22 protein-coding genes are annotated in these 23,197 nt (G+C 71.1%); 10 read left to right on the top strand and 12 right to left on the bottom strand.

The features are described from left to right. The first annotated feature begins 6 nt into the window (after positions 1 to 6). Positions 7 to 2,316 carry a glycoside hydrolase family 3 N-terminal domain-containing protein gene (locus OG714_RS21090; RefSeq protein WP_406123129.1) on the top strand — a complete coding sequence of 770 codons (2,310 nt, stop codon included), beginning with the start codon at positions 7 to 9 and terminating at the stop codon, positions 2,314 to 2,316. Positions 2,317 to 2,325: 9 nt separating this feature from the next. Here the strand turns inward: OG714_RS21090 and OG714_RS21095 are convergent, their stop codons facing one another. Genes OG714_RS21095 through tsaB form a run of 4 tightly spaced genes read right to left on the bottom strand, consistent with a single transcriptional unit; the run spans position 2,326 to position 4,877 of the window. Beyond that, entirely contained in the window at positions 2,326 to 2,565 is a 240-nt protein-coding gene (locus OG714_RS21095) for a hypothetical protein (RefSeq protein WP_406131901.1), read from the bottom strand. Between the two features lie 14 nt (positions 2,566 to 2,579). Next, a complete protein-coding gene (tsaD, locus tag OG714_RS21100; protein WP_406123131.1) occupies positions 2,580 to 3,683 on the bottom strand; it encodes a tRNA (adenosine(37)-N6)-threonylcarbamoyltransferase complex transferase subunit TsaD in 1,104 nt (367 codons plus the stop codon). Further along, the gene (gene rimI, locus OG714_RS21105) at positions 3,676 to 4,194 is read right to left on the bottom strand and encodes a ribosomal protein S18-alanine N-acetyltransferase (protein WP_406131902.1); all 519 of its coding nucleotides are present in this window, start codon (positions 4,192 to 4,194) and stop codon (positions 3,676 to 3,678) included. Before rimI ends, tsaD begins: the two co-directional genes overlap by 8 nt. A 29-nt stretch (positions 4,195 to 4,223) precedes the next feature. Further along, entirely contained in the window at positions 4,224 to 4,877 is a 654-nt protein-coding gene (gene tsaB, locus OG714_RS21110) for a tRNA (adenosine(37)-N6)-threonylcarbamoyltransferase complex dimerization subunit type 1 TsaB (RefSeq protein ID WP_406123133.1), read from the bottom strand. 159 nt (positions 4,878 to 5,036) lie between these two features. Here tsaB and OG714_RS21115 point away from each other — a divergent pair, with 159 nt between their 5' ends. Further along, complete coding sequence (locus OG714_RS21115; RefSeq protein ID WP_406123134.1) at positions 5,037 to 5,597, top strand: hypothetical protein; 561 nt, start codon at positions 5,037 to 5,039, stop codon at positions 5,595 to 5,597. A gap of 382 nt (positions 5,598 to 5,979) precedes the next feature. Here OG714_RS21115 and tsaE read toward each other — a convergent pair whose 3' ends face one another. From tsaE to OG714_RS21145, 6 genes are all read right to left on the bottom strand, one after another. Further along, positions 5,980 to 6,501 (bottom strand): tRNA (adenosine(37)-N6)-threonylcarbamoyltransferase complex ATPase subunit type 1 TsaE, encoded by a 522-nt coding sequence (gene tsaE, locus OG714_RS21120; protein ID WP_406123136.1) that lies wholly within the window; start codon positions 6,499 to 6,501, stop codon positions 5,980 to 5,982. After that, on the bottom strand, positions 6,467 to 7,705 hold the full coding sequence (locus OG714_RS21125) for an alpha/beta fold hydrolase (protein ID WP_406123138.1): 1,239 nt from the start codon (positions 7,703 to 7,705) through the stop codon (positions 6,467 to 6,469). The genes tsaE and OG714_RS21125 overlap by 35 nt, the downstream gene beginning before the upstream one ends. Next, positions 7,702 to 9,003, bottom strand: coding sequence for an alanine racemase (gene alr, locus OG714_RS21130; RefSeq protein WP_406123140.1), 1,302 nt, complete (start codon positions 9,001 to 9,003; stop codon positions 7,702 to 7,704). Before alr ends, OG714_RS21125 begins: the two co-directional genes overlap by 4 nt. 47 nt (positions 9,004 to 9,050) lie before the next feature. Then, complete coding sequence (locus OG714_RS21135; RefSeq protein ID WP_406123142.1) at positions 9,051 to 9,950, bottom strand: L,D-transpeptidase family protein; 900 nt, start codon at positions 9,948 to 9,950, stop codon at positions 9,051 to 9,053. 315 nt (positions 9,951 to 10,265) lie between these two features. Beyond that, a complete protein-coding gene (locus tag OG714_RS21140) occupies positions 10,266 to 11,702 on the bottom strand; it encodes an NAD(P)H-hydrate dehydratase (protein ID WP_406123143.1) in 1,437 nt (478 codons plus the stop codon). A gap of 213 nt (positions 11,703 to 11,915) precedes the next feature. Beyond that, entirely contained in the window at positions 11,916 to 12,287 is a 372-nt protein-coding gene (locus OG714_RS21145) for a holo-ACP synthase (RefSeq protein ID WP_406123144.1), read from the bottom strand. 173 nt (positions 12,288 to 12,460) lie between these two features. On the opposite strand from OG714_RS21145, the gene OG714_RS21150 reads away from it, so the two are divergent. Together OG714_RS21150 and OG714_RS21155 are read left to right on the top strand one after the other, a co-directional pair. Beyond that, a complete protein-coding gene (locus OG714_RS21150) occupies positions 12,461 to 13,486 on the top strand; it encodes a hypothetical protein (protein WP_406123146.1) in 1,026 nt (341 codons plus the stop codon). Between the two features lie 12 nt (positions 13,487 to 13,498). After that, positions 13,499 to 15,241, top strand: a complete 1,743-nt coding sequence (locus OG714_RS21155) for a M16 family metallopeptidase (protein WP_406123147.1) — start codon at positions 13,499 to 13,501, stop codon at positions 15,239 to 15,241. A gap of 84 nt (positions 15,242 to 15,325) precedes the next feature. Here the strand turns inward: OG714_RS21155 and OG714_RS21160 are convergent, their stop codons facing one another. Then, positions 15,326 to 15,769, bottom strand: a complete 444-nt coding sequence (locus OG714_RS21160; protein WP_406123149.1) for a hypothetical protein — start codon at positions 15,767 to 15,769, stop codon at positions 15,326 to 15,328. 88 nt (positions 15,770 to 15,857) lie between these two features. Here OG714_RS21160 and OG714_RS21165 point away from each other — a divergent pair, with 88 nt between their 5' ends. Further along, complete coding sequence (locus OG714_RS21165; protein ID WP_406123151.1) at positions 15,858 to 16,370, top strand: hypothetical protein; 513 nt, start codon at positions 15,858 to 15,860, stop codon at positions 16,368 to 16,370. Between the two features lie 12 nt (positions 16,371 to 16,382). Here OG714_RS21165 and glmS read toward each other — a convergent pair whose 3' ends face one another. After that, positions 16,383 to 18,230, bottom strand: coding sequence for a glutamine--fructose-6-phosphate transaminase (isomerizing) (glmS, locus tag OG714_RS21170; RefSeq protein WP_406123153.1), 1,848 nt, complete (start codon positions 18,228 to 18,230; stop codon positions 16,383 to 16,385). A gap of 184 nt (positions 18,231 to 18,414) precedes the next feature. On the opposite strand from glmS, the gene OG714_RS21175 reads away from it, so the two are divergent. From OG714_RS21175 to OG714_RS21195, 5 genes are all read left to right on the top strand, one after another. Continuing rightward, a complete protein-coding gene (locus tag OG714_RS21175) occupies positions 18,415 to 19,716 on the top strand; it encodes a hypothetical protein (protein WP_406123155.1) in 1,302 nt (433 codons plus the stop codon). A gap of 12 nt (positions 19,717 to 19,728) precedes the next feature. Beyond that, positions 19,729 to 20,190: a hypothetical protein gene (locus tag OG714_RS21180; protein WP_406123157.1), complete on the top strand. Its 462-nt coding sequence runs from the start codon at positions 19,729 to 19,731 to the stop codon at positions 20,188 to 20,190. Between the two features lie 9 nt (positions 20,191 to 20,199). Then, positions 20,200 to 21,147, top strand: a complete 948-nt coding sequence (locus tag OG714_RS21185) for a CbrC family protein (protein ID WP_406123158.1) — start codon at positions 20,200 to 20,202, stop codon at positions 21,145 to 21,147. 91 nt (positions 21,148 to 21,238) lie between these two features. Next, entirely contained in the window at positions 21,239 to 22,207 is a 969-nt protein-coding gene (coaA, locus tag OG714_RS21190) for a type I pantothenate kinase (protein ID WP_406123160.1), read from the top strand. A gap of 31 nt (positions 22,208 to 22,238) precedes the next feature. Next, the gene (locus tag OG714_RS21195) at positions 22,239 to 23,180 is read left to right on the top strand and encodes a DUF389 domain-containing protein (RefSeq protein WP_406123161.1); all 942 of its coding nucleotides are present in this window, start codon (positions 22,239 to 22,241) and stop codon (positions 23,178 to 23,180) included. Positions 23,181 to 23,197: the final 17 nt, after the last annotated feature.

The following is a 23,197-nucleotide window of genomic DNA, read 5'->3' on the forward strand; positions in this document are numbered from 1 at the left end:
AGTTTCATGACCACCGCCCCCTGGCGCGACCCCGCCCTGCCCGCCGCCGTCCGCGTCGACGACCTGCTCGCCCGGATGACCCTGGAGGAGAAGACCGCCCAGCTCTACGGCGTGTGGGTGGGCGCCGCCACGGACGGCGACGGAGTCGCCCCGCTCCAGCGGGAGATGACCTCGGACTACGACTGGGACGAGCTGATCACCCAGGGCCTGGGCCAGCTCACCCGTTCCTTCGGTACGGCGCCGGTGGACCCGGAGCTGGGCGCGCAGGCGCTGGCCCGCGCGCAGCGCCGGATCGCGGCGGCGGGGCGTTTCGGCATCCCGGCGGTCGCCCACGAGGAGTGCCTGGCGGGCTTCACCGCATGGGGTGCGACGGCGTACCCGGTGCCGCTGGCCTGGGGCGCCAGCTTCGACCCGGACCTGGTCGAGGAGATGGCCCGGCACATCGGCGCCGACCTGCGCGCGACCGGCGTCCACCAGGGCCTCGCCCCGGTCCTGGACGTCGTACGGGATCCGCGCTGGGGCCGGGTGGAGGAGACCATCGGGGAGGACCCGTACCTGGTGGGGACCATCGGTACGGCTTATGTGCGGGGGCTGGAGTCGGCCGGGATCGTCGCGACGCTGAAGCACTTCGCCGGGTACGCGTCCTCGGTGGGCGCGCGGAACCTGGCGCCGGTGCGGGCCGGGGTACGGGAGTTCGCGGACGTGACCCTGCCGCCGTTCGAGATGGCGCTGCGGGAGGGCGGCGCGCGCTCGGTGATGGCGGCGTACAACGAGACGGACGGCGTACCGGCGACGGCGGACCCACGCCTGCTGACCGAACTCCTGCGTGATGACTGGGAGTTCACCGGCACGGTGGTCGCCGACTACTTCGGCGTCGGTTTCCTGGAGACGCTCCACCGGGTGGCGGGCAGCCCGGCACAGGCGGCGCGGGCGGCGCTGGAGGCGGGCGTCGACATAGAGCTGCCGACGCTGAAGTGCTATGGGAAGCCGCTGGTGGAGGCGGTACGGGCGGGTGAGATCCCGGAGTCCCTCGTCGACCGGGCGGCGCGTCGAGTGCTGGTGCAGAAGTGCGAGTTGGGCCTGCTGGACGAGACCTGGTCCCCGGAGCCGGCCGGGCGGATCGACCTCGACTCGCCGGCGAACCGCACCGTGGCCCGCCAACTGGCCGAGGAGTCGGTGGTGTTGCTGGACAACCCGGACGGCGTGCTCCCGCTCCCGCCCGAGGCACGCATCGCGGTGGTCGGCCCGAGGGCTGCGGACGCGCTGGCGATGCTCGGCTGCTACTCCTTCCCGTCCCACGTGGGTACGCACCATCCCGAGGTGCCGATGGGCATCGAGATCCCCACGGTGCTGGAGTCGCTGCGGGCCGAACTCCCGGACGCCAAGGTGACGTTCGCCGAGGGGTGCGATGTCTCCGACCCGGACGCCTCGGGCTTCGAGGAGGCGGTGGCGCGGACGGCGGAGGCGGACGTGTGCGTGGCGGTCCTCGGCGACCGCGCGGGCCTGTTCGGACGCGGCACGTCGGGCGAGGGCTGCGATGTGGGTGACCTCCGACTACCCGGCGTACAGGCAGACTTGCTGGACGCACTGGTCTCCACGGGCGTCCCGGTCGTCCTGGTCCTGCTGACCGGCCGCCCCTACGCGCTGGGCCGCTGGCACGGCCAACTGGGCGCGGTGGTCCAGGCGTTCTTCCCTGGGGAGGAAGGCGGCCCGGCAGTGGCGGGAGTGCTGTCGGGCCGCATCAACCCGTCCGGCCGCCTCCCGGTGAGCGTCCCGCACGCGCCGGGCGGCCAGCCCTGGACATACCTGCAACCCCCACTGGGCCTCGCCGACGAGGTCAGCAGCCTCGACCCGACTCCCCTGTACCCCTTCGGCCACGGCCGCTCGTACACGAACTTCGCATGGGAGGCGGCCGAGTCGACCGCGGCTCCGGAGATCGACACGGACGGCTCCTACGACCTGACGGTCACCGTCCGCAACACGGGTGACCGCACCGGCACGGAGGTCGTCCAGCTGTACCTGCACGACCCGGTCGCCTCGGTGACCCGCCCGGACGTCCGCCTGATCGCTTACCAGCGCCTGGAGTTGGCCCCCGGCGAGGCGTCCCGCGTGACCTTCCACTTCCACGCGGACCTGTCGGCGTTCACGAACCGCTCGGGGCGCCGGGTGGTCGAACCGGGCGCGCTGGAGCTGAGGTTGGGGGTTTCCAGCGCGGACGTACGGCACACGACACGAGTGACGCTGACGGGACCGGAGCGGGTGCTGGGGGCGGACCGGCGGCTGCGGTGTGAGACGGAGGTGCGGAGGGAGGGGTGAGAACCGCCCCTAGTCGCCCACCGACTCGAACCGCCACCGATGCACCGCCCGGGTCACCAACTCTCCACCCGGCTCGGGCAGTTCAGGCAGCTCCGCGTCGTACTCCGCGTCCCACCACGTGATGACGAGAACCCGGTCCTGGGGTGCGCGCAGGAACTCCCGGCGCAGGGGCTCGGCCGGGAGGGTCTGGGCGCGCGCCCAGGCGAGCAGTTCAGCGCCCCGCCCCGGGACCGCCCGCGCCTCCCACATCAAGGCGACCGTGGTCACGAGTACAGGTTCTCCTTGCTGACCTCGTGCACGTGGTCGTGATGGTGATGCCCCGGCACGTGCGGGTCCGTCACCGGGAGGGAGGAGTCCGCCGAGAGGTCCCAGTCCGAGGGGGTGCGGTTGCGGGCGACCATCTCCGCGCCGAGCGCGGCGACCATCGCGCCGTTGTCCGTGCACAGCTTGGGGCGCGGGACGCGGAGGCGGATACCGGCGGCCTCGCAGCGCTCCGCCGCCAACGCCCGCAGCCGCGAGTTCGCGGCGACGCCGCCGCCGATCATCAGGTGGTCGACGCCCTCGTCCTTGCAGGCCCGTACGGCCTTGCGGGTCAGGACGTCGACGACGGCCTCCTGGAAGGACGCCGACACATCGCGCACCGGCACGTCCTCCCCCGCCGCCCGCTTCGCCTCGATCCAACGGGCCACCGACGTCTTCAGCCCGGAGAAGGAGAAGTCGTACGCCGGGTCGCGCGGCCCGGTCAGTCCGCGCGGGAACGTGATCGCCATGGGGTCGCCCTCCTTCGCGTACCGGTCGATGACCGGCCCGCCCGGGAAACCGAGGTTCAGCACGCGCGCGATCTTGTCGAAGGCCTCGCCCGCCGCGTCGTCGATCGTCGCGCCCAGCGGCCGTACGTCCGAGGTGATGTCCGAGGACAACAGCAGCGAGGAGTGACCACCGGACACCAGCAGCGCCATCGTCGGTTCGGGCAGCGGGCCGTGTTCCAGCTGGTCCACGCAGATGTGGGAGGCGAGGTGGTTCACGCCGTAGAGGGGCTTGCCGAGCGCGTAGGCGTACGCCTTGGCCGCCGAGACGCCGACCAGCAGGGCACCGGCGAGGCCGGGGCCGGCCGTGACCGCGATGCCGTCGAGGTCACGGGCGCTCACGCCCGCGTCCTTCAGCGCGCGCTGGATCGTCGGGACCATCGCCTCCAAGTGGGCGCGGGACGCCACCTCCGGTACGACCCCGCCGAAGCGGGCGTGCTCGTCGACGCTGGACGCGACCGCGTCCGCCAGCAGGGTGGTGCCGCGGACGATGCCGACGCCGGTCTCGTCGCAGGAGGTCTCGATGCCCAGGACGAGGGGCTCGTCGCGTGAGTCAGTCATGGATCTCGGTTCCTTGTACGGAAGTTGACCCCGCAGCGGAGCTGCTGTCGGGATCTGTGGTCAGGCGCATCACCAGGGCGTCGACGTTGCCCGGCTGGTAGTAGCCGCGCCGGAAACCGATCGGGGCGAAGCCGAAGCGCTCGTACAGCTTCTGCGCGCGGATGTTGTCGACGCGGCACTCGAGCATGACCTCGGCGCACTCGAACTCGCTTGCCGCGGTGAGGAGTTCGGTCAGCAGGGTGGAGCCGAGGCCGGTGCCCCAGTGGTCGCGGGCGACGGCGATGGTCTGGATGTCGGCCTGGTCGCCGGTGGTGGCGAGACCCGCGTATCCGATGACCCGGACACCGCTCCCGGTCTCCTCACCGTCCACCTCGGCGACCAGGTACCGCCGGGTCGCCTCCGCCCCCCGCGCGTGCGCCAGTTCGGACCAGAACATGCCCCGGGACCAGGCGTCCTCGGGGAAGAGGTCCTTCTCCAGTTCCAGCACGGGATCGATGTCCCACCAGCGCATCTCGCGCAGCCGAGGACTCAGGGATTCGGTCACTTGGGGGTGACCACCTTGTAGTTCTTGGGCACCTGGGCGTCGGGACGGCGCAGGTACAGCGGCCGGGGAGCGGGCAGTTCGACGCCCGCCGCGAGTCTCTCGACGGCCAGCGAGGCGAGCGCGGCGGCGGACACGTGCTCCGGCTCGTGCGCGGACGGGAAGGTGTCCGGGTAGAGCAGCGCACCGGCGCCGACGGCGGGCAGTCCTGCGACCTGCTCGGCGATGTCGGCGGGCCGGTCGACGGCGGGGTCGGTGACGCGGGTCCGGGAGTCGGCGTAGCGCGCCCAGTAGACCTCCTTGCGCCGCGCGTCCGTGGCGACGACGAAGGGGCCGTCGAGGTCGGTGGCGTGGGCGAGGCCGTCCAGCGTGCACACACCGTGCACGGGCACGCCGAGCGCGAGCCCGAAGGTGTCGGCGGTCATCAGCCCGACGCGCAGCCCGGTGTAGGGGCCGGGGCCGATGCCCACGACGATTCCCGTGACGGCGTCGATCTTGAGCCCCGCGTCGGCGAGAACGCGGTCGACGGCCGGGAGCAGCAGCTCACCGTGGCGGCGCGCGTCCACCTGACTCGACGAGGCGATGACGGCCTCGCCGTCGTGCAGGGCGACGGTGACGGCGGGGGTGGCGGTATCCAGAGCGAGCAAGAGCACGCAAACAGCCTACGGCTCCGGCGCCGCGAGCACGGCCGCCCCGGTCGCCCCGGCCCCGACTGCTACGGTCACCTAGGGTCACCGGACTTACGGGACGTACGGGACCGTACGGGACACCGTCACAGGACGTAGACGTATGAGACGCGGAGGTGGGCGCTGATGGCCGGCAGCAGCTCGGGAATCGTGGCCGGGCTCACCGTGGCGGCCGTCGCCACGGTCGGTTTCCTCGCCTATCAGGCGTCGGCGAGCGTCCCGGCCGGGCTGGGGGACACGGCCCGCGCGAGCGTCTCGCCCGCGGCGGTCGCCGCCTCGAAGGCACCGCGCGACAGGAAGAACCCCGCCGCGCTGCCCGCCGGGTCCGGCAAGGGCGAGCGGGTCGTGTACTCGGTGGACGACGACCGGGTGTGGCTGGTCGCCGAGAACAACAAGGTCAACCGCACGTTCAAGGTCACCCCCGGCACGGTGGACCCGCCCACGGGCACCTATCCGGTCACCTCCCGCTCGAACGCGATCACCGGCACCGACGGCACCCCCATCCAGCACGTCGTCCGCTTCACCAACGCGGACAACGTCGCCATCGGCTTCAGCGCGGCGGTCAGCGGCGCGACGGAGGAACCCGATCCCACGACGAAGTCGGGCGGCATCCGTGAGTCGATCGCCGACGGCGCGGCAATGTGGGAGTTCGCGACGATCGGCCAGAGCATCGTCGTAATCCGCTAGGGGGATCGCGCCCCAAAGGGGCGCGGGGCTGTATCGATATGTGGCTGCGCCGCGGGGCGCGACCAGCCACGACGCACCCGCAGCCAAACGACTACGCGGCTTTACCCTGCTCAACCGGCAGAGCCTCCGGCGCCCGAGGTGGCGTAGAAACGGCCTTGGCCGCATCCCCCGCCGCCAACAGCTCACGCATGGACACCCCGCCGAACGCATACGCATACGGCCGCGCCTGCTCGCACTGCTTCTCTGAAGCCGACATGGACGCCTCCTGGGAGCCGGGGGCAGACGTAGTTAGGTAGACCTAACTACGAACTGGATACCATGTGACCACGCGCGAGTCCCCGAACGCAACATCTTGCCGACACCTTGTCGGAACCCACACCGGTCAGCCCCCGAGCACACCCAGTTCGACAGCGGCCCACCGCGCACCGAGCCCGGTGACGGTCACCTGCCGTACCTCGTCGGTCGTATCGCCCACGGCCCGGTGGATCACGAGCGAGAGCCGGTCGTCCGTCAACTCCTCGACCTTGCCCTCACCCCACTCCACGACGATCACGGACTCGGGCAGCGAGACGTCGAGATCGAGGTCCTCCATGTCGTCGAGCCCGCCGGCGAGGCGATACGCGTCGACGTGGACAAGCGGCGGCCCCTCACCCAGCGGGGGATGCACGCGCGCGATGACGAAGGTCGGCGAGGTGACCGCCCCGCGGACCCCGAGCCCCTCCCCCAGTCCCCGGGTCAGTGTCGTCTTGCCGGCGCCCAGCTCACCCGTGAGCATCACGAGGTCGCCCGCGCGCAGCAGCTTGGCGAGGCGGCGTCCCAACTCCCGCATCTGCTCGGGGGAGTTGACGGTGATCGCTACGGAGAGGGGCTCAGCCGCGTTGTGCGGTGCTGCTGGTGCTTCCATAGCCACTTACGGTAGCCCCTGCCGGCACGGCGCCCGCGCGGGTGAGCAGGTCGGCGAGGCGGTCGGTGACGACTTCCGGGTGCTCCAGCATGACCAGGTGCCCGGCGTCCGGCACGAGCACCAGCTCGGCGTCCGGCAGCAGGTCGGCGATGGCCTCGCTGTGCTCACTGGGCGTGACGAGATCGCCGATCCCGGCCAGCACGAGCACCGGCATGTCCTTGAAGTGGGTCAGGGCGGCGGTCTTGTCGTGGTCGGTGAACGCCGGATAGAACTCGGCGACGACATCGATGGGCGTGCCCTCGATCATCCGCTCGGCGAACCGCGCGACCGCCGGGTCGACGTCCCGCGAGGCGAACGAGTACCGCTTGATGATCCCGGCGAACAGATCGGCGGTGGCCCGCCGCCCCCGCTCCACCAGCGCGGCCTGCTGCCCGAGCGCCTTCAGCACACCCGGCAGCACCCGCCGCACGGCGTTGACCCCGGCGACGGGCAGCCCGAAGTTGACCTCGCCGAGCCGCCCGGAGGACGTACCGACGAAGGCGGTGGCGACGACCCGGTCGCGGATCAGGTCCGGGTACTGGTCGGCGAGGGCCATCACCGTCATGCCGCCCATGGAGTGGCCGACGAGCACGACCGGCCCCTCGGGCACGGCCGCGTCGATCACGGCCTTCAGGTCGCGCCCCAACTGGTCGATGGTGAGCGGCATGTCGTCTTCGAGCTGCGCCACCCCGCGCGCGGAACGCCCATGGCTGCGCTGGTCCCAGTGCACGGTCCGCACGACCCCGCGCAGGGCGGCCCGCTGGAAGTGCCAGGAGTCCTGGTTCAGGCAGTACCCGTGACTGAAGACGACGGTGACGGGGGCCGGCGCCTTCCGCCCGAAGAGCCGCCGCCGCTTGGGCGTGACGGCGACAGTCGGCTCGATGTCGTCGACCTCGTAGTACAGGTCGGTACCGTCGTCGGCCTGTGCCGTACCGGGCGTGCCGCGCAACGAGCCGTACGGCCCGGTGGAGTCGAGCGCCAGCCGGGCCCGCTCGCGCATCCCACGCCCGACGGTCATCCGCTCTATGGCGACACCGGCCGCGGCACCGGCGGCGATCACACCTATCGCGGCACCGGCGATACCGGTGGCCTTGCGCCAGTTCCCGCCCGCCCCCGCGGCGGCGGAGGCGACCGCGGCGACCGCCTCCGCACTGCTCTCGCTCACGTGCCGCTCCTCTTCACGTCAAGACCCTGCGCTACGTCGTCTCCCTCATACCCGGGAATGATCTCCGGAACGACCTCGGAGACGACCTCGGGGTCGACCCCGGGACCGCCCTCACCGACGCCCTCGCCGACGACCTCATTGACGTAGACGCGGGGAACGCGTGTTCCGATGCGGGTCACGATCTCGTAGGCGATGGTCCCGGCGGCCTGCGCCCAGTCCTCGGCGGTGGGCTCGCCTCGGTCACCGGCCCCGAACAGGATCGCCTCCGCGCCGACCTCCGGCTCGTCCCCACCCAGGTCCACGACGAACTGGTCCATGGCGACCCGCCCGGCGACCGTCCGCCACTTCCCGCCGATGAGCACGGGACCGGTACCGGAGGCGTGCCGCGGAATGCCGTCCGCGTAACCGACGGGGATGAGGCCGAGGGTGGTCGCACCCGGGGTGACGTAGTGATGTCCGTAACTGACCCCGTGCCCACCGGGCACCTGCTTCACGAGCGCGACGGACGCCTTCAGGGACATCACGGCCCGCAGCCCGAAGTCGTCCGGGGACCCCACCTCAGGGCTGGGCGAGATGCCGTAGACGGCGATGCCGGTCCGGACGAGGTCGAAGTGTGAATCCGAACGGGTGAGCGTGGCAGGCGAGTTGGCGATGTGCCGTACTTCGGCGCGCACCCCACGCTCTTCGGCGTACGACACCATCTCGCGGAAGAGGGCGAGTTGGGCGTCGATGGAGGGATGCCCGGGTTCGTCGGCGCAGGCGAGGTGGGACCAGAGCCCGGTGATACGGAGCAGTCCGTCGCCCTCGGCGCGCAGGGCGGCGGCGATCAGCTCGGCCCAGTCGTCGCCTGGCTGACACCCGTTGCGCCCGAGCCCGGTGTCGGCCTTGAGCTGCACGCGCGCGGGAAGCCCGACGGCACGGGCGGCCGCGGTGACCTCCTCCAGGGCCCACATCCCGCTCACCGACACGTCCAGATCGGCCTCGATGGCCTCCCGCCAGGGCCCGCCCGGCGTCCACAGCCAGCACATGATCCGCACGCCGTCGGGCAACCCGGCACGGGCCCGCAGGTCGAGCGCCTCTTCGGGCGTAGCGGTACCAAGCCACGTGGCCCCCGCCTCGACGGCCGCACGTGCGCAGGGCACGGCCCCATGGCCGTACGCGTCGGACTTCACGACGGCCATGAGGGCCGCGCCCGGCGCGAGGGCGCGCAGGGTCCGCACATTGGCCCGCAGGGCGCCCAGGTCGATCTCGGCACGGGCGCGCAGCGGTGCGGTGGGCTGGGTAGTTGTCTCATTCATGGCACCCCCAGTGTCTCAGAGAGGACCGACACCCCCTCTGAGCCCTCCTAGTTCCCGGGCCGGTGCCCCCACACGTACACACGGTCGCCCTTCTTGAGGACACCCCAGAGCTTGCGGGCGTCGGCCAGCCGGAGGTTGACGCAGCCCCAGGAGCCGACGGTGGTGTAGATGCTGCCGTAGACGGCGTGGAAGGCGATGCCCCCGTCGAAGAACTGGGCATACGGCATAGGGCTGTTGTAGAGCGTCGACCAGTGGTTCTTGTGCTTCCAGTAGATCTTGTGCCAGCCACCCCGGGTCACATGCCCGGTGCGCCCGCTGCGCATGGGCACCGGCCCGAAGACGACCTTCTTCCCCTTCTGCACCCAGGTGAGCTGCCGGTCGAGATCGACACAGGCGACGCGGTACTTGCTCACGGGACATTTCCGGGCGGCGTTCGGATTCTTCTTGGCACCGATCAGCTGCATACGAGCCCAGGTGACAGGCCCGGCGAACCCGATGGCGGGCTTGATCCCCTGCTTCTTCTGAAAGGCACGAATGGCCGCGCAGTCGCCGCCCGACTGCTTCCCGTCCACCTTGAGCTTCAGCCACCGTTCGACGCCCCGCTGATACGGCCCGGTCTGCTTGCTACAGGTCACCTTGGCGACGGCATCGGCGATCGGCACGTACTCGACGAGCGCGTAGGTCCCCACGGCAGCGTCCCGAGGCTCGACCCTGTCTTCGTCCGCGGTAGGCGTGTACACCTCCGGCGCGAGCGCCTGATCGGGCGTGTCGATCTGCCACGGCTGATACGGCCCCGGCGGCACCCCCGGCACCAACTCGCTCTCCCCGGGCCCCGCCGCCGGCGGCACCGGCCCGTCGGCCCAGGCACTACCGGCCCCGACGGGGAGGGCGATCACCGCGGTGAGCAGCACCGCGATACTTCTGTGCGCGATTCGTGTACTGATCATGCGATCAGAGAAACGTGGAGGTACGGGGAGGCCGGGGCGGCGCGCGGTGGGGGTCACCCTTATTGACGAGTGCAGTCGACGAACAGGGCCTTTCGGCGCAGGTCGGCATCGTTCAGCCCGTCCGGCGTTTGAGGACGAGGCCGTTCAGGCCGATCGGGGGCTAGGCGCAGGCCGCCACCCTCCAGCCCGTCCGGCGTTTGAGGACGAGGTCGTCCAGGCCGATCGGGGGGCTAGGGGGCGCAGCCCTCAGGCAGGGCGGAAGGGGCGGCAGCCCCTGGGGATGGGACGGGTAGGGGCGGCGGGGGCGAAAGAGACTCAGCCCCGCACATCCCGCCAGGCAACCCGAACCGCCTCGGCCACATCATGCGCCCCCACCGGCGCCCCATCCGCGGCCAGCCTCCCCGCCAGTCCATGCAGATACGCCCCCACACTCCCCGCGTCGAACGCCGACAACCCCGCCGCCAACAACGACCCGGCCAGCCCCGACAACACGTCCCCGCTCCCCGCCGTAGCCAGCCACCCCGTCCCCGTCGAATTGACCCGCACAGCCCCACCCCCCGAATCAGCAACAAGCGTGGTCGACCCCTTGAGCAACACGGTCGCCCCGTACCGCCCGGCCAACTCCCGCACGGACTCCAACCGAGCCCCTTCAACCTCCCCCCGAGGAACGCCGAGCAACGCGGCCGCCTCCCCCGCATGCGGAGTCATCAACGTCGGCGCCCGACGCCCCCGCACAGCTTCGGGATCGACCAGCCGCAACCCGTCCGCGTCGATGAGCACAGGCACATCAGCGGTAACGACATCCGCCACAGCAGAGGCATCGTCACCCGCCCCCGGCCCGACGACCCAGGCCTGCACCCGCCCGGCCTTGAGCGGCCCGCCCTCGGACACCAGCACCTCGGGAAACCGGGCGATCACGGCATCGGAGGCAGGCCCGACGTACCGCACGGCCCCCGCCCCACCCCGCAAGGCCCCGGCGACAGCAAGCACGGCAGCCCCCGGATACCGCCCCGACCCGGCGGCGATCCCCACAACCCCCCGCCGATACTTGTCACTTTCAGCCCCCGGCACCGGCAACAACGCCGCCACATCCGCATGCTGCAAGGCCTCCAACGCGGCCTCGTCAGGCAGCTCACCCCCCAGCCCGATGTCAACGAGCCGCACGGCCCCGGCGTACTCCCGCGCAGGATCGATCAACAACCCGGGCTTGTGCGCCCCGAAGGTGACGGTGACATCGGCCCGCACGGTGGCCCCCCGCACCTCACCACTGTCCGCATCGACCCCGCTGGGCAGATCGACGGCGACGACGACCCCCCGGGAGTCCGAGGCGAGCCCGGCCAGCCGAGCGGCATCGGGCCGCAACCCACCCCGCCCCCCGATCCCGACGATCCCGTCCAGAACAAGATCGGCGCGAAGGAGGACCTCTTCGGCAGCACCGGGTGCGACGGTCCGCCCACCCGCCCGCACCAACGCGGCAAGCCCCCCGGCATGAGCCCGCTCCGGCGCGAGCAGCACGGCCACGACCCCGGCTCCCCGCCGAGCAAGCCGCGCCCCCGCGTACAGGGCATCGCCCCCGTTGTCCCCGCTCCCCACCAGCAGCACGACCCGGCTGCCGTACACCCGCCCCACCAACTGGGCGCAGGTGACGGCGAGTCCGGCCGCGGCCCGCTGCATGAGCGCACCCTCCGGAAGCCGCGCCATCAGCCGCTGCTCGGCACCCCTTACGGTCTCCACGCTGTACGCAGTACGCATACGTTCGAGTCTCCCCCGGAAGCACCCACACCCGCACCCGGGCACTCAACCTCAGCCCTCCCCGACCCCCAACCCGCGGCCGCCAACGGCGATCCCGCCCCACAGGGGCCACCCGCACCCGACAACGAAACCCGCACGGGCGGTGCGGGTGGGAAACAAAGAAGGCCGAAGGCGAAGCCAAGGCCGTGCAGCCCCCACCCCGCCCCACCCCCGTCACCCCTCCGCAATAACCACCGCAGAAGCCACCCCCGCGTCATGGCTCAACGAAACATGCCAGGACTGCACCCCCAACTCGGCCGCCCGAGCCGCGACCGTCCCGGTAACCCGCAACCGAGGCCGCCCACTGTCCTCGACGTACACCTCGGCGTCCGTCCAGTGCAGCCCCGCCGGCGCACCGAGCGCCTTCGCCACCGCCTCCTTCGCCGCGAACCGCGCCGCGAGGGAGGCCGCCCCCCGCCGCTCCCCACTCGGCAACAACAACTCGCTGTCCAGGAACAGCCGCCGAGCCATCCCCGGCGTACGCGTCAGCGACGCCGCGAACCGGTCGATCTCGGCCACATCGATACCAACCCCGATGATGCTCATGCCGAGCACCCTACGACCGCGTCCACCCCCGTCCCGCCTGTCACAGACGGCTGCTAGCCTGCGGCAACTCACGTGATACGCACGACACCACACGTATGACACCACTCACGTTCGCGCGCCCTGGGGGGCCAGTAGGCGCGCCGTGGGTTCAGGATTCGCCAGGGGGGCGGAGCATGACCACCACCGGCACGACGACCGACGACGACGAGAGACCCGTAGCCCTGTCGGAACCGGTCGACGACCCGTTCACCACGCTGCCGGACCTCACCCCGCTGCGGGACGCGGCCCGGGCAGGCGACTGGCCGGCAACACAGGCCTTCTTCACAGCCCTCACCTCGACCAAGAGCCCGGTCGAGAACCCGGTCGAGAAGCCGGTCGAGAACTGCGCGGAGAAGACATCCTTCGCCTCGGCCCAACTCGCAACCCTGGACGGCGTCGAGACCTACCTGGAGCGGGCGGCGGCCGAACACCCCGCGGACCCCCTCCCCCGCACCCTGCTCGCGGAGCGATACATCCGCATCGGCTGGGCCATCCGCAGCCGCCACCGCGCACAGCACGTCTCACGGGACCAGTTCGACCAGTTCCACGACTGGCTGCGGCGGGCCGAGCGGCTGCTGATCGACGTGTGCGCCGAGCAGCCCGACCACCCCGCCGCCTGGACCGCCCGCTTGCTCACCGCCCGCGGCCTGGAACTCGGACAGACCGAGGCCCGCCGCCGCTACGACCGCCTCTCCGCCCACCACCCCCACCACTTCCCCGCGCAGTCCCAGCTGCTCCAGCAGGTGTGCCCCAAGTGGAGCGGTTCCTGGGAGGCTACGCACGCCTTCGCCCAGGAGTGCGTGGCCGCAGCCCCCGCCGGTGCGCACGCCGGGGCGGTCGTCGCCGAGGCGCACATCGAGCACTGGGCGGACCTGGACGGTGTGGAGCAGCGCACCTACATGCGGAGTGTCTCCGTCCGCGACGAACTGCGGGCCGCCGCCCGGGCGTCCGTGCTGCACCCGGATCACGCCCCCGGCTGGAGCTGGATCGCGGCGGACAGCGCGTTCGCCATGGCCTTCTCGATCGGCGGCCATGTCGAGGACGCGGCCGCGCACTTCGTCTCCCTCGAAGACCGGGTGACCTCGTACCAGTGGCAGTACCTGCCCGGCTGGAAGGCCGCGTTCGTGAAGTACCGCAAGTCCGCGCTCGCGACGCTCTAGGGGGAGCCGACGATGAAGACCACCGAGTTCACGCCGGAGGCCCTCTCCGGCCTGATCGGCTGCACGACCACCCAGGGCATTCCCACGCTCTACGCCCCGCGACGGGGCGACCAGGTCACGGCCGGCCTCTTCTTCCGGGTGGGCCGCGCCGACGAGACGCTGGCGACGGCCGGGCTCACCCATCTCGTCGAGCATCTGGCCCTGCACCGGCTTCAGTTGACCGATCTGCACTACAACGGCGCGACGGCGAACACGTACACCCTCTTCCACGCGACCGGCGACGAGGACGAGGTCGTGGCGCACCTCAACAGTGTCTGCGCGGCCCTGCGCGACCTGCCGCTGGCCCGGCTGGACACCGAACGGGAGATCCTGCGCACGGAGGCCGCGGGCGGCAAGAGCGGCTCCAACTCCCAGCTGCCGCTGTGGCGTTACGGCGCTCAGGGCTACGGGCTGTCCAGCTACAGCGAGTTGGGCACCTGGAGCGTGACGCCGGACCAGGTCGGCGACTGGGCGCGGACCCGTTTCACCCGTGAGAACGCCATCCTGTGGATCACGAGCGAGTCCGTCCCGGACGGCCTGGACCTCACCCTGCCGACCGGCACCCACCTCCCGGCCCCGGCGGCCGCGAACGCCCTCCCGACGACCCCCGCGTACATCTGCGGCGAGGACGGCCACGTGGTCCTGACCTCGGTCGTACGACGGTCGACGGCGGCCTCGGTCTTCGCGGACGTACTGGGCCGGGCGCTCTTCCAGGACCTGCGCCAGGAGGGCGGCTTCTCCTACTCGGCGGAGGCCGACTACACCCCGCGCGACGCCGACTTCGCCACCATCACCGCGTACGCCGACGCGCTGCCGCAGAAGCAGGACGCGGTGGTCGGCGGCTTCGTCGACACCCTCGCCCGCCTCCGCAACGGCACCATCGCGCCGTCCGAACTGGACTCCGTCCGCGGCAAGAAGCTCAAGGTGTACGACATCCCGGACTTCGCCGCCGCCTCCCTCCCCGGATACGCCCTGGACCTCCTCCTCGGCCACCGCGTCATCTCCCCCGCCGAGCACCGGGCCGAGTTGGCGGCCGTCACGGTCGCGGACCTGCGCGAGGTGGCCCGCGAGGCGTGGGCGTCCACCCTGCTCCAGGTCCCGGGCAACCGGGGCGTCGAGTGGGCGGGCCTGACCCCGGCCCCGCAGTACTCCGGGACCGCGGGGGTCACCGGAAGCCACCACCGGTCCCTGGAGAGCGAGGACGTCACGCTCGTCATCGGCGACGAGGGCGTGAGCGTCACGACCCCGCGCGGCGCGGTGACCGTCCCCTACGACACCTGCGCGGCGATGACCACCCGTCCCGACGGAGCCCGCGGACTCACGGGCCCCGACGGCTTCATGGTCACCGTGGAACCGACGTTGTACGCCGACGTGACACCGGACCGGATCGCGCGGATCGACGCGGCGGTACCGGAGACGGCGGTGGTACGGCTGCCGGCCCGCGCTCCGGAACACATCCCGCGGCCGCGGGAGAGGGCACCGCAGCCCCGACTGTCCCAGCACTCCGGCCTGGTGAAGCGGCTCCGGACCATCGGCGGCTGGCTGCTCGCCGTGGTCGCGGCCGCGTGGGTCCTGCTCGGCGGATTCACGATCGTCCGCCAGATCATCGGGCCCGACGGGGACTTGGGCGGCGCGTTCGCCGTCGCCCTCATCGAGGTCCCTCCGGTCATGCTCCTCCGGAGGCTGTACCTGGTGCATCGCATGCGCCGACGGTGACGGTGACGACCGAGCCCCGACCCGGTCGGGCCACATCCGTCCTGATCCATCGCGATCCGTACCGATCCGCCTGATCCAGCCGGTTCAGGCCGCGTCGAGGGCTTCGGTGATCTTGCGGGTCATCTCCGCCATGACGGGGCCGGGCTCGCCCTTCTTGGGCCGGACGGCCGCTTCGAGGGCGACGAGGACGGTGCCGCGGAAGTTGTCGGCCTCGGCCGGGTCCTGCTTCTTGAGCAGGCTCACGGCGGTGGTGAGGGCCGGCAGCACATGGTCGGCGATCTCGGCCACGGACTTGCCGTTCAGGTTCGGGATCTTGGAGTTCTCGGCGAGCACGTACCCGACCGGACCGGTCGCCGAGGCCAGCGCGAGGCTGCCCTGGGTGGCGATCCGGTGCGGCGAACCGGTGGTGGCACCGGCGGCGGCCATGAGGGTGATGGCGCCGTACGCGGCGGTACGGAGGGTGAGCTTGTCCTGGTCGGTGAGGTTGATGCCCATGGTGATGTGCTCCTGTGTTCGTCTGTTCCGCATCGGATTCCTTCTGACCCAGAGCCTGCGCCCACCCGGTTTCACGACGCCCTCAGCGCGCTTTCAGCGGACCGCAACCAGCCTGAAGCCCATGCACCAGGCCCGAAGGCGCGACCGGCGTCCCGGGCATCGCACGGGAGCGGGAACGGCTCAACTCCAGGCCCCGGCCTCGGCGGTCGAGGTCGCGGGAGCCGACGTGGTGATCGTCGGCTGTTTCTCCGGCAGGCAGAAGGACTTCACCAAGCTGATGGACGCGGCGGCACGGGAGTCGGGGGCGTGCGGTGCGCGGGTCGTGGGCCGGATCGTGCAGCGGCGCGGGGTCTCGGCCGGCGGCGCCAAGAAGATGGCGTTGCCCTACTCCTCGCGAACTCTGCTGACCTACGGCAAGGTTCGCGAGGCGGCGATGCTCTGCGAGCGGACGAACGCCGGCGCGGCGGTCTTCGTGGGCTGCCTGACGCAACGTCAACGCCGCGTACTGACAGGGATGTTGGGCTGCCCGGCCGTAGGCCTTGCCGATGCCCTGGCATCCGCGACCCGAAGACCCCGGCCAGGGCCACCCTCACGTTCCCGACCGGAGCCTTCGCCCCCTTCACAGGAGCCCTGAGAAGAGCGAGCCCTACTCCACCGTCACCGACTTCGCCAGATTCCGAGGCTGGTCCACCTCGTTCCCCCGAGCCGTGGCCAGCTCACAGGCGAACACCTGCAACGGCACCGTCGCGACCAGCGGTTGCAGCAACGTCGGTGTCGCCGGGATCCGGATCAGGTGATCGGCGTACGGGACGACCGTCTCGTCGCCCTCCTCCGCGATCACGATGGTCATCGCACCGCGCGCCCGGATCTCCTGGATGTTGGACACGATCTTGTCGTGCAGAACCGACCGCCCGCGGGACGACGGAACCACGACGACCACCGGCATGCCCTCCTCGATCAGGGCGATGGGCCCGTGCTTCAACTCCCCCGCCGCGAAGCCCTCGGCGTGCATGTACGCCAACTCCTTGAGCTTCAGGGCGCCTTCGAGAGCAACGGGATAACCGACGTGCCGGCCCAGGAACAGCACGGTGTTCTTCGACGCCACCGACCGCGCCAACTCCCGTACGGGCTCCATGGTTTCCAGCACCCGCTCGACCTCACCGGAGATCTGCGACAGGTCCCGGATGACGGCCTGGATCTCGTCGCCCCACTTGGTGCCGCGGACCTGGCCGAGATACAGCGCCACCAGGTAGCACGCCACCAGCTGCGTCAGGAACGCCTTCGTCGACGCCACGGCGACCTCGGGCCCGGCATGCGTGTACAGCACCGCGTCCGACTCACGGGGGATCGTCGACCCGTTGGTGTTGCAGATGGCCAGGACCTTCGAGCCCTGTTCCCTCGCGTGCCGTAGCGCCATCAGCGTGTCCATCGTCTCGCCGGACTGGGAGATGGCGATGACCAGAGACCGCGCGCCCAGGATCGGATCCCGGTACCGGAACTCGCTGGCCAGTTCCACCTCGCAGGGAATCCGCGTCCAGTGCTCGATGGCGTACTTGGCGATCAGCCCGGCGTGGAAGGCCGTACCGCACGCGACGATGACGACCTTGTCGATCTCCCTCAACTCATGGACGGGGATGCGGACTTCGTCCAGAGACAGCAGGCCGGACGCGTCGATGCGGCCCAGCAGCGTGTCGGCGACCGCCTTCGGCTGCTCGGCGATCTCCTTGAGCATGAAGTAGTCGTAGCCGCCCTTCTCCGCGGCGGAGGCGTCCCAGTCGACGTGGTACGAACGGACCTCGGCCGGCGACCCGTCGAACCCGGTGACGGTCACCGCGTCCCGCCGCAGCTCGACGACCTGGTCCTGCCCCAGCTCGATCGCGGAGCGCGTGTGGGCGATGAACGCGGCGACGTCGGAGGCGAGGAAGGCCTCGCCCTCGCCGACCCCGACGACGAGCGGCGAGTTGCGACGGGCGCCGACGACCGCGTCCGGCTCGTCCGCGTGCACGGCGACCAGCGTGAACGCGCCCTCCAGGCGCCGGCACACCTGCCGCATCGCCTCCGCCAGGTCCGCGCACCCCGAGAACTCCTCGGCGAGCAGATGCGCGACCACCTCGGTGTCCGTGTCGGAGGCGAGATCGTGCCCGCGCTCCGCCAACTCGGCCCGCAGACAGGCGAAGTTCTCGATGATGCCGTTGTGGACGACCGCCACGCGCCCCGCGTTGTCGAGATGCGGGTGGGCGTTCGCGTCCGTCGGCCCGCCGTGCGTGGCCCAGCGCGTGTGTCCGATGCCCGTCGACCCCGCCGGCAGCGGGTGGTCGACCAGTTCCTTCTCCAGATTGACGAGTTTCCCCGCCTTCTTGGCCGCCGCCAGCCCGCCGTCCGCGAGCACGGCGACCCCCGACGAGTCGTAACCCCGGTACTCCAGCCGCTTCAGCCCGGCCATCACCACATCGAGCGCCGACTGCGACCCCACGTATCCCACGATTCCGCACATGCGCGGCAGCCTAGGCGCCGGACCCCGTCCGAACACGGCACTTCGTGCCCGATTTCGGAAATTACGGCCATGCTCGACGACCGTGACCGCGGACGGACGGAACCCATACCCTTCCCTGAGCGAACAGCCACGGCGGCCGACAGAAACTGATGCGGAAACAGACGCAGAGACAGGGCACCCCCGCATGACAAGACGGCGCGAGCGGTACGCCGAGCTGTACGAGGACGACTTCGGGCTCAGCGCGCTCACCGGGATGCTGGCGTCGGCCACCGCACCCGACGTCGTACGGGCACTGGAGTGCGCCGCGGAGGTGGCCGCCGGCTCCGAGGGCGAAGGCGCCGTGGAACTCGGTGTGGACATCCGCTGTCTGCTGGACTCCGGTCTGCCGGACGGGACACTCCGCGCGGCCTGGCTGGCGGCCACGCACGAGCGCTTCGACCCGGCGGACTTCGGGATGGACCTCCGGACCTGGCTGACCCGGCTCGCGGACCTGTACCCGACCCGGCCCCTGAAGAGGCGTCGGGTGTACTGGCCCGAGCGGCCCCCTCCCGAACTCGCGGAAGACGAACTGCGCGAAGCCGTCATCGCGGAGATACGAGTCTCCGCCTCCCTGCCCACGACGGTTGCCGAGGCCCTGGAGGCCTTGGAGGACATCACCAGGGAAACCGACGGGGAGCTCGGGTTCCGCCTCCTTCTCCGCATCCTGAAGACGTGGACCGTACCGGTCGGCAAGGAGCAGTACGACCGCCTCATGGAGCTCGACACGAAACTCCGCTGTTCAGGACCACTGGTCTACGACGGCCTCGACATCCAGTGGCTGCCCCTCGACCCAGCCCGCCGCGACCGCTCGGGAGACTTCGGCGTCTCGGCACTGGCGGAGCGCTTCTCCGGCTACTGGGAGCCCCCGGTACGGGAGGGTCTGGCGCGCGGCGCGGCGGCCGACGACTCCGCGGAGACCCCGGGCACAGCGGCGGCGATGCTGTTCGAGGACGCCTTCCGCCTCCTGGACTCCCCGCTGAGCGCGGACACCCTCACCACCCTCTGGCTGGCCGTGTCGGACCGGGGCCTCGACATCGACCAGCTCGGCATGGACGGGCGGGACTTCCTCAGGCTGGTCGCGGACGTGAGCGAGGACCGGCTGAGGGATGTCGCCCCCTCCTACACACCCGCCGTAGGACCGGTCCGGACCGCGCTCACCCAGCCGGTGCTGGAGGCGATCGGCGAGGTGACCCCGGAGCTGGCGACCCGGACCGTCAGCGCCCACCGGCTGGGCATCCCGGGCGCGGCCGCGGTCGAGGCCCTGAGGGAGGTCGTCACCCACGCCGACCCCAGCCTCGGTTACCGGCTGTTCCTCCGGCTGCTCAACGTGCTGTCCGTACCGCTCACCGTGGCCCAGTACGCCGGTTACCGGACCCTTGGCGAGCAGTTCGGCTACGGCGCGGACCATGTACCGGACGCCATCGAGCACCTTGTCCTTGAGAGCTGACCCGGAGATCCCATGACCGACAACCCCAGGTTCGACCTGCCCCCGAAAGCCCCGCCGGAGATCGTCGACGCACGCCAGGCGCTGGCCGAGCGGGTGTGTCGGGAACTGCGACTCGTCGGTTTTCCCGTGGAGCGGGGTGACCTCACCGGCGGTCCGCACTACCTGCCCGGCGTGGACGTGCACGTCACTCCCTTCGTCGACGGCGGGGTGTACGCGGACTGGCACACGGACGCGGAGCTGAGCGGCCCCGCGCTCGACCTCTTCGCGAAAGGCATCGACTACGCGAACCCTCCCCCGGCCGTCCGCCACTTCAACACGGTGCTCAAGCAGATGCGGGCGGCCCTCACGGTCATCCTCGCCTCGGCCGGATTCGAGGTCGAGGAACCGGACGGACACGGGCACGGAAGCATGGTCCTGGTGACGGGATTCAGGCCCGGATCCGCCCGGCCCGACTCGGGAAACGCGACGGAGTGAGCTGACGACGTGAGCTACAGCCTGTACGTGTGCCGGTTCGCCGGCGGTGAACCCGCCCCGATGGACGAGACCGCGATACGCGACGTACTCGACCCCGTCACCCTGGATGGCACGGCGGCCGCCGGTTCCCCGCGGTTCCGGGAACTCGAAGCCGGGGACGGCGGCACGGCGGACGTCCACGGTGACGCCCTCGGGCTCACGTTCCACCGTTTCTCTCCCGGGCTCGTCCTCGACCTCGTCGCCGAACTCGCCCGCCGGACCGGCGCGGTGGTCATCCCGGCCGACGGTCCCGCGATCGTGCCGGACGAGGCCCACCGCGAGCACCTCCCGGAAGGCTTCCGGGCGGAAGCGATCGTGATCCCGCCGCCGGCCCTGACCGGCCAGGCGATCTCCCTGGCCATCGCTCCGCAGCCGGAACCACGCCGGCGCCCCGTCCTTCCCCGCTTCCCGTACCACCCGAACCCGGTGGCCACCGGTTCCGTGACCGCCTCCGACGAGCCCTGCGTGTGCTGCGGGCAGGAACGCGGCTGGGTGTACACCGGTCCCGTCTACGCGGCCGACGCCCCGGACACCGGTATCTGCCCGTACTGCATCGCCTTCGGAACCGCCGCCGCACGCTACGACGCCTGCTTCACCGACACCGTCGAGGGCGACGTGTCCCAGGACGCCGTCAGGGAAATCCTCGAACGCACACCGGGGTTCGCCGCCTGGCAGTCCCCGAACTGGCTGACGCACTGCGGCGACGGCGCCGCCTTCCTCGGCCCCGCCGGGACCAAGGAGCTCACGGCGTATCCCGACGCCGTCGAGCACCTCCGCCGGCGGTGTGCCGCGTGGACCTGGCCGCCCGGCCAGGCCGAGGACTTCCTCGGCTCGCTCGACAAGGACGGCGGGCCGACCGCCTACCTCTTCCGCTGCCGGGTCTGCGAGGCCCACCTCGCCTACGCGGACTTCAGCTGAAGAGGCCGCTCACGGCACAACGTGACCGACCCCACCCACCACCCCGTTCAAACTCCGTTAACAATGGACTGTGATCTCTCCGGTCTCCCCGATGCCCCGGAGCGCCCACCGGCACAAGCCGGAGGCGACTCCCTACGTCGACCTCACCCGAGCCGAGTGGAGCGCGCTGCGCGACAAGACGCCGCTGCCGCTCACCGCCGAGGAGGTCGAGAAGCTGCGCGGCCTCGGTGATGTCATCGACCTCGACGAGGTGCGTGACATCTACCTCCCGCTGTCCAGACTCCTCAATCTCTACGTCGGCGCCACGGACGCCCTCAGAGGCGCCCTGAACACCTTCCTGGGCGAACAGGGCTCCCAGTCCGGCACCCCGTTCGTCATAGGCGTCGCGGGGTCGGTGGCCGTAGGAAAGTCGACCGTCGCGCGCCTCCTCCAGGCGCTCCTCTCCCGCTGGCCCGAGCATCCACGCGTCGAGCTGGTCACCACCGACGGGTTCCTGCTGCCCACGCGGGAGCTGGAGGCGCGCGGGCTGATGTCGCGGAAAGGTTTCCCCGAGTCGTACGACCGCCGGGCCCTGACCCGCTTCGTCGCCGACATCAAGGCGGGCAAGGGCGAGGTCACCGCGCCCGTCTACTCCCACCTCATCTACGACATCGTCCCCGACCAGCGGCTCACCGTCCGCCGCCCCGACATCCTCATCGTCGAGGGACTCAACGTGCTCCAGCCCGCGCTCCCCGGCAAGGACGGCCGCACCCGCGTCGGTCTCGCCGACTACTTCGACTTCAGTGTGTACGTCGACGCGAGCGCCGAGGACATCGAGCGCTGGTACCTGAACCGGTTCCGCAAGCTGCGCGCCACCGCGTTCCAGAACCCCGACTCGTACTTCCGCAAGTACACCCAGGTCTCCGAGGACGAGGCCGTCGACTACGCCCGCACCCTCTGGCGCACCATCAACAAGCCCAACCTGGTGGAGAACATCGCCCCCACCCGGGGCCGCGCCACCCTCGTCATCCGCAAGGGCACCGACCACAAGGTCCAGCGGCTCAGCCTGCGCAAGCTGTAGCCCCGCGGCGGGCGCCTGTTAGAAAGGCGTCATGCTGCATCTGCGCCTCATCACCCCCGCCGGCAAGACCGACGACGTGGTCCGACTGATCGAGACAACGGTCGGCACCGCGCACCTCGTCGTCATGACCGGCGCCGCCCGCGACCCCGTCGGCGACGTCGTCATGTGCGATGTCGCCCGCGAGGCCGGTGACGAACTCATCGGCGCCCTACGGGAGTTGGAGCTGGACCGGATCGGTTCCATCGCCGTCGAGAACATCGACCTGTCGCTGTCGGACCGGGCGGACAAGGCGGAGGACGACGCGCCCGGCGAAGGCGCGGACGCCGTGCTCTGGGAGCACCTCGCAGACGCCACGCACGAGGAGTCGACGCTCACCGTCACCTACGTCGCGTTCCTGACCGTCGCCACCATGCTCGCGGCCTGCGGTGTGATGCTCGACAACGCGATCCTGATCGTGGGCGCGATGGCCGTGGGACCGGAGTTCGGGCCGCTCGCGGGGATCTCGACGGCGCTGGTACGCAAGGCACCCCACCTGGTCTGGCGGTCGCTGTGGGCGCTGCTCGCCGGGTTCGCGGCGGCCATGGTGCTCACGGCGGGCTTCAGCTGGCTGCTGGACACCCTCGGGCTCTTCGAGAAGTCCATGGTGGAGGCCCCGCGCCCCAACACCGCCTTCATCTGGAAGCCCGACTGGATGTCCTTCGTCGTGGCCTTCCTGGCCGGCATCGCGGGCACCCTGTCGCTGACGTCCGCCAAGTCCGGTGCCCTGATCGGCGTGGCGATCTCGGTGACGACCGTCCCGGCCGCCGCGAACGCCGCCGTCGCCTTCAGTTACCGCGACTACTCCCAGACGTGGGGCTCCACTTGGCAGCTGCTCGCCAACCTGGGCGGCATCGTCCTGGCGGGCACGCTCACACTGCTGGCCCAGAAGTGGTTCTGGGCGATGCAGCGCGAGCGCACCGCTCAACTCACCTGACCGGACGCCGCCTTCAC

It is taken from the genome of Streptomyces sp. NBC_00989, assembly GCF_045162655.1.
Taxonomy (GTDB): domain Bacteria; phylum Actinomycetota; class Actinomycetes; order Streptomycetales; family Streptomycetaceae; genus Streptomyces.

Bases quoted from the DNA above. Each gene is read 5' to 3' on its own strand.
- OG714_RS21090 (WP_406123129.1), top strand. From the start codon at position 7: ATGACCACCGCCCCCTGGCGCGACCCCGCCCTGCCCGCCGCCGTCCGC.
- OG714_RS21095 (WP_406131901.1), bottom strand. From the start codon at position 2,565: ATGTGGGAGGCGCGGGCGGTCCCGGGGCGGGGCGCTGAACTGCTCGCC.
- tsaD (WP_406123131.1), bottom strand. From the start codon at position 3,683: ATGACTGACTCACGCGACGAGCCCCTCGTCCTGGGCATCGAGACCTCC.
- rimI (WP_406131902.1), bottom strand. From the start codon at position 4,194: ATGCGCTGGTGGGACATCGATCCCGTGCTGGAACTGGAGAAGGACCTC.
- OG714_RS21115 (WP_406123134.1), top strand. From the start codon at position 5,037: ATGGCCGGCAGCAGCTCGGGAATCGTGGCCGGGCTCACCGTGGCGGCC.
- tsaE (WP_406123136.1), bottom strand. From the start codon at position 6,501: ATGGAAGCACCAGCAGCACCGCACAACGCGGCTGAGCCCCTCTCCGTA.
- alr (WP_406123140.1), bottom strand. From the start codon at position 9,003: ATGAATGAGACAACTACCCAGCCCACCGCACCGCTGCGCGCCCGTGCC.
- OG714_RS21135 (WP_406123142.1), bottom strand. From the start codon at position 9,950: ATGATCAGTACACGAATCGCGCACAGAAGTATCGCGGTGCTGCTCACC.
- OG714_RS21140 (WP_406123143.1), bottom strand. From the start codon at position 11,702: ATGCGTACTGCGTACAGCGTGGAGACCGTAAGGGGTGCCGAGCAGCGG.
- OG714_RS21145 (WP_406123144.1), bottom strand. From the start codon at position 12,287: ATGAGCATCATCGGGGTTGGTATCGATGTGGCCGAGATCGACCGGTTC.
- OG714_RS21150 (WP_406123146.1), top strand. From the start codon at position 12,461: ATGACCACCACCGGCACGACGACCGACGACGACGAGAGACCCGTAGCC.
- OG714_RS21155 (WP_406123147.1), top strand. From the start codon at position 13,499: ATGAAGACCACCGAGTTCACGCCGGAGGCCCTCTCCGGCCTGATCGGC.
- OG714_RS21160 (WP_406123149.1), bottom strand. From the start codon at position 15,769: ATGCGGAACAGACGAACACAGGAGCACATCACCATGGGCATCAACCTC.
- OG714_RS21165 (WP_406123151.1), top strand. From the start codon at position 15,858: ATGCACCAGGCCCGAAGGCGCGACCGGCGTCCCGGGCATCGCACGGGA.
- glmS (WP_406123153.1), bottom strand. From the start codon at position 18,230: ATGTGCGGAATCGTGGGATACGTGGGGTCGCAGTCGGCGCTCGATGTG.
- OG714_RS21175 (WP_406123155.1), top strand. From the start codon at position 18,415: ATGACAAGACGGCGCGAGCGGTACGCCGAGCTGTACGAGGACGACTTC.
- OG714_RS21180 (WP_406123157.1), top strand. From the start codon at position 19,729: ATGACCGACAACCCCAGGTTCGACCTGCCCCCGAAAGCCCCGCCGGAG.
- coaA (WP_406123160.1), top strand. From the start codon at position 21,239: ATGCCCCGGAGCGCCCACCGGCACAAGCCGGAGGCGACTCCCTACGTC.
- OG714_RS21195 (WP_406123161.1), top strand. From the start codon at position 22,239: ATGCTGCATCTGCGCCTCATCACCCCCGCCGGCAAGACCGACGACGTG.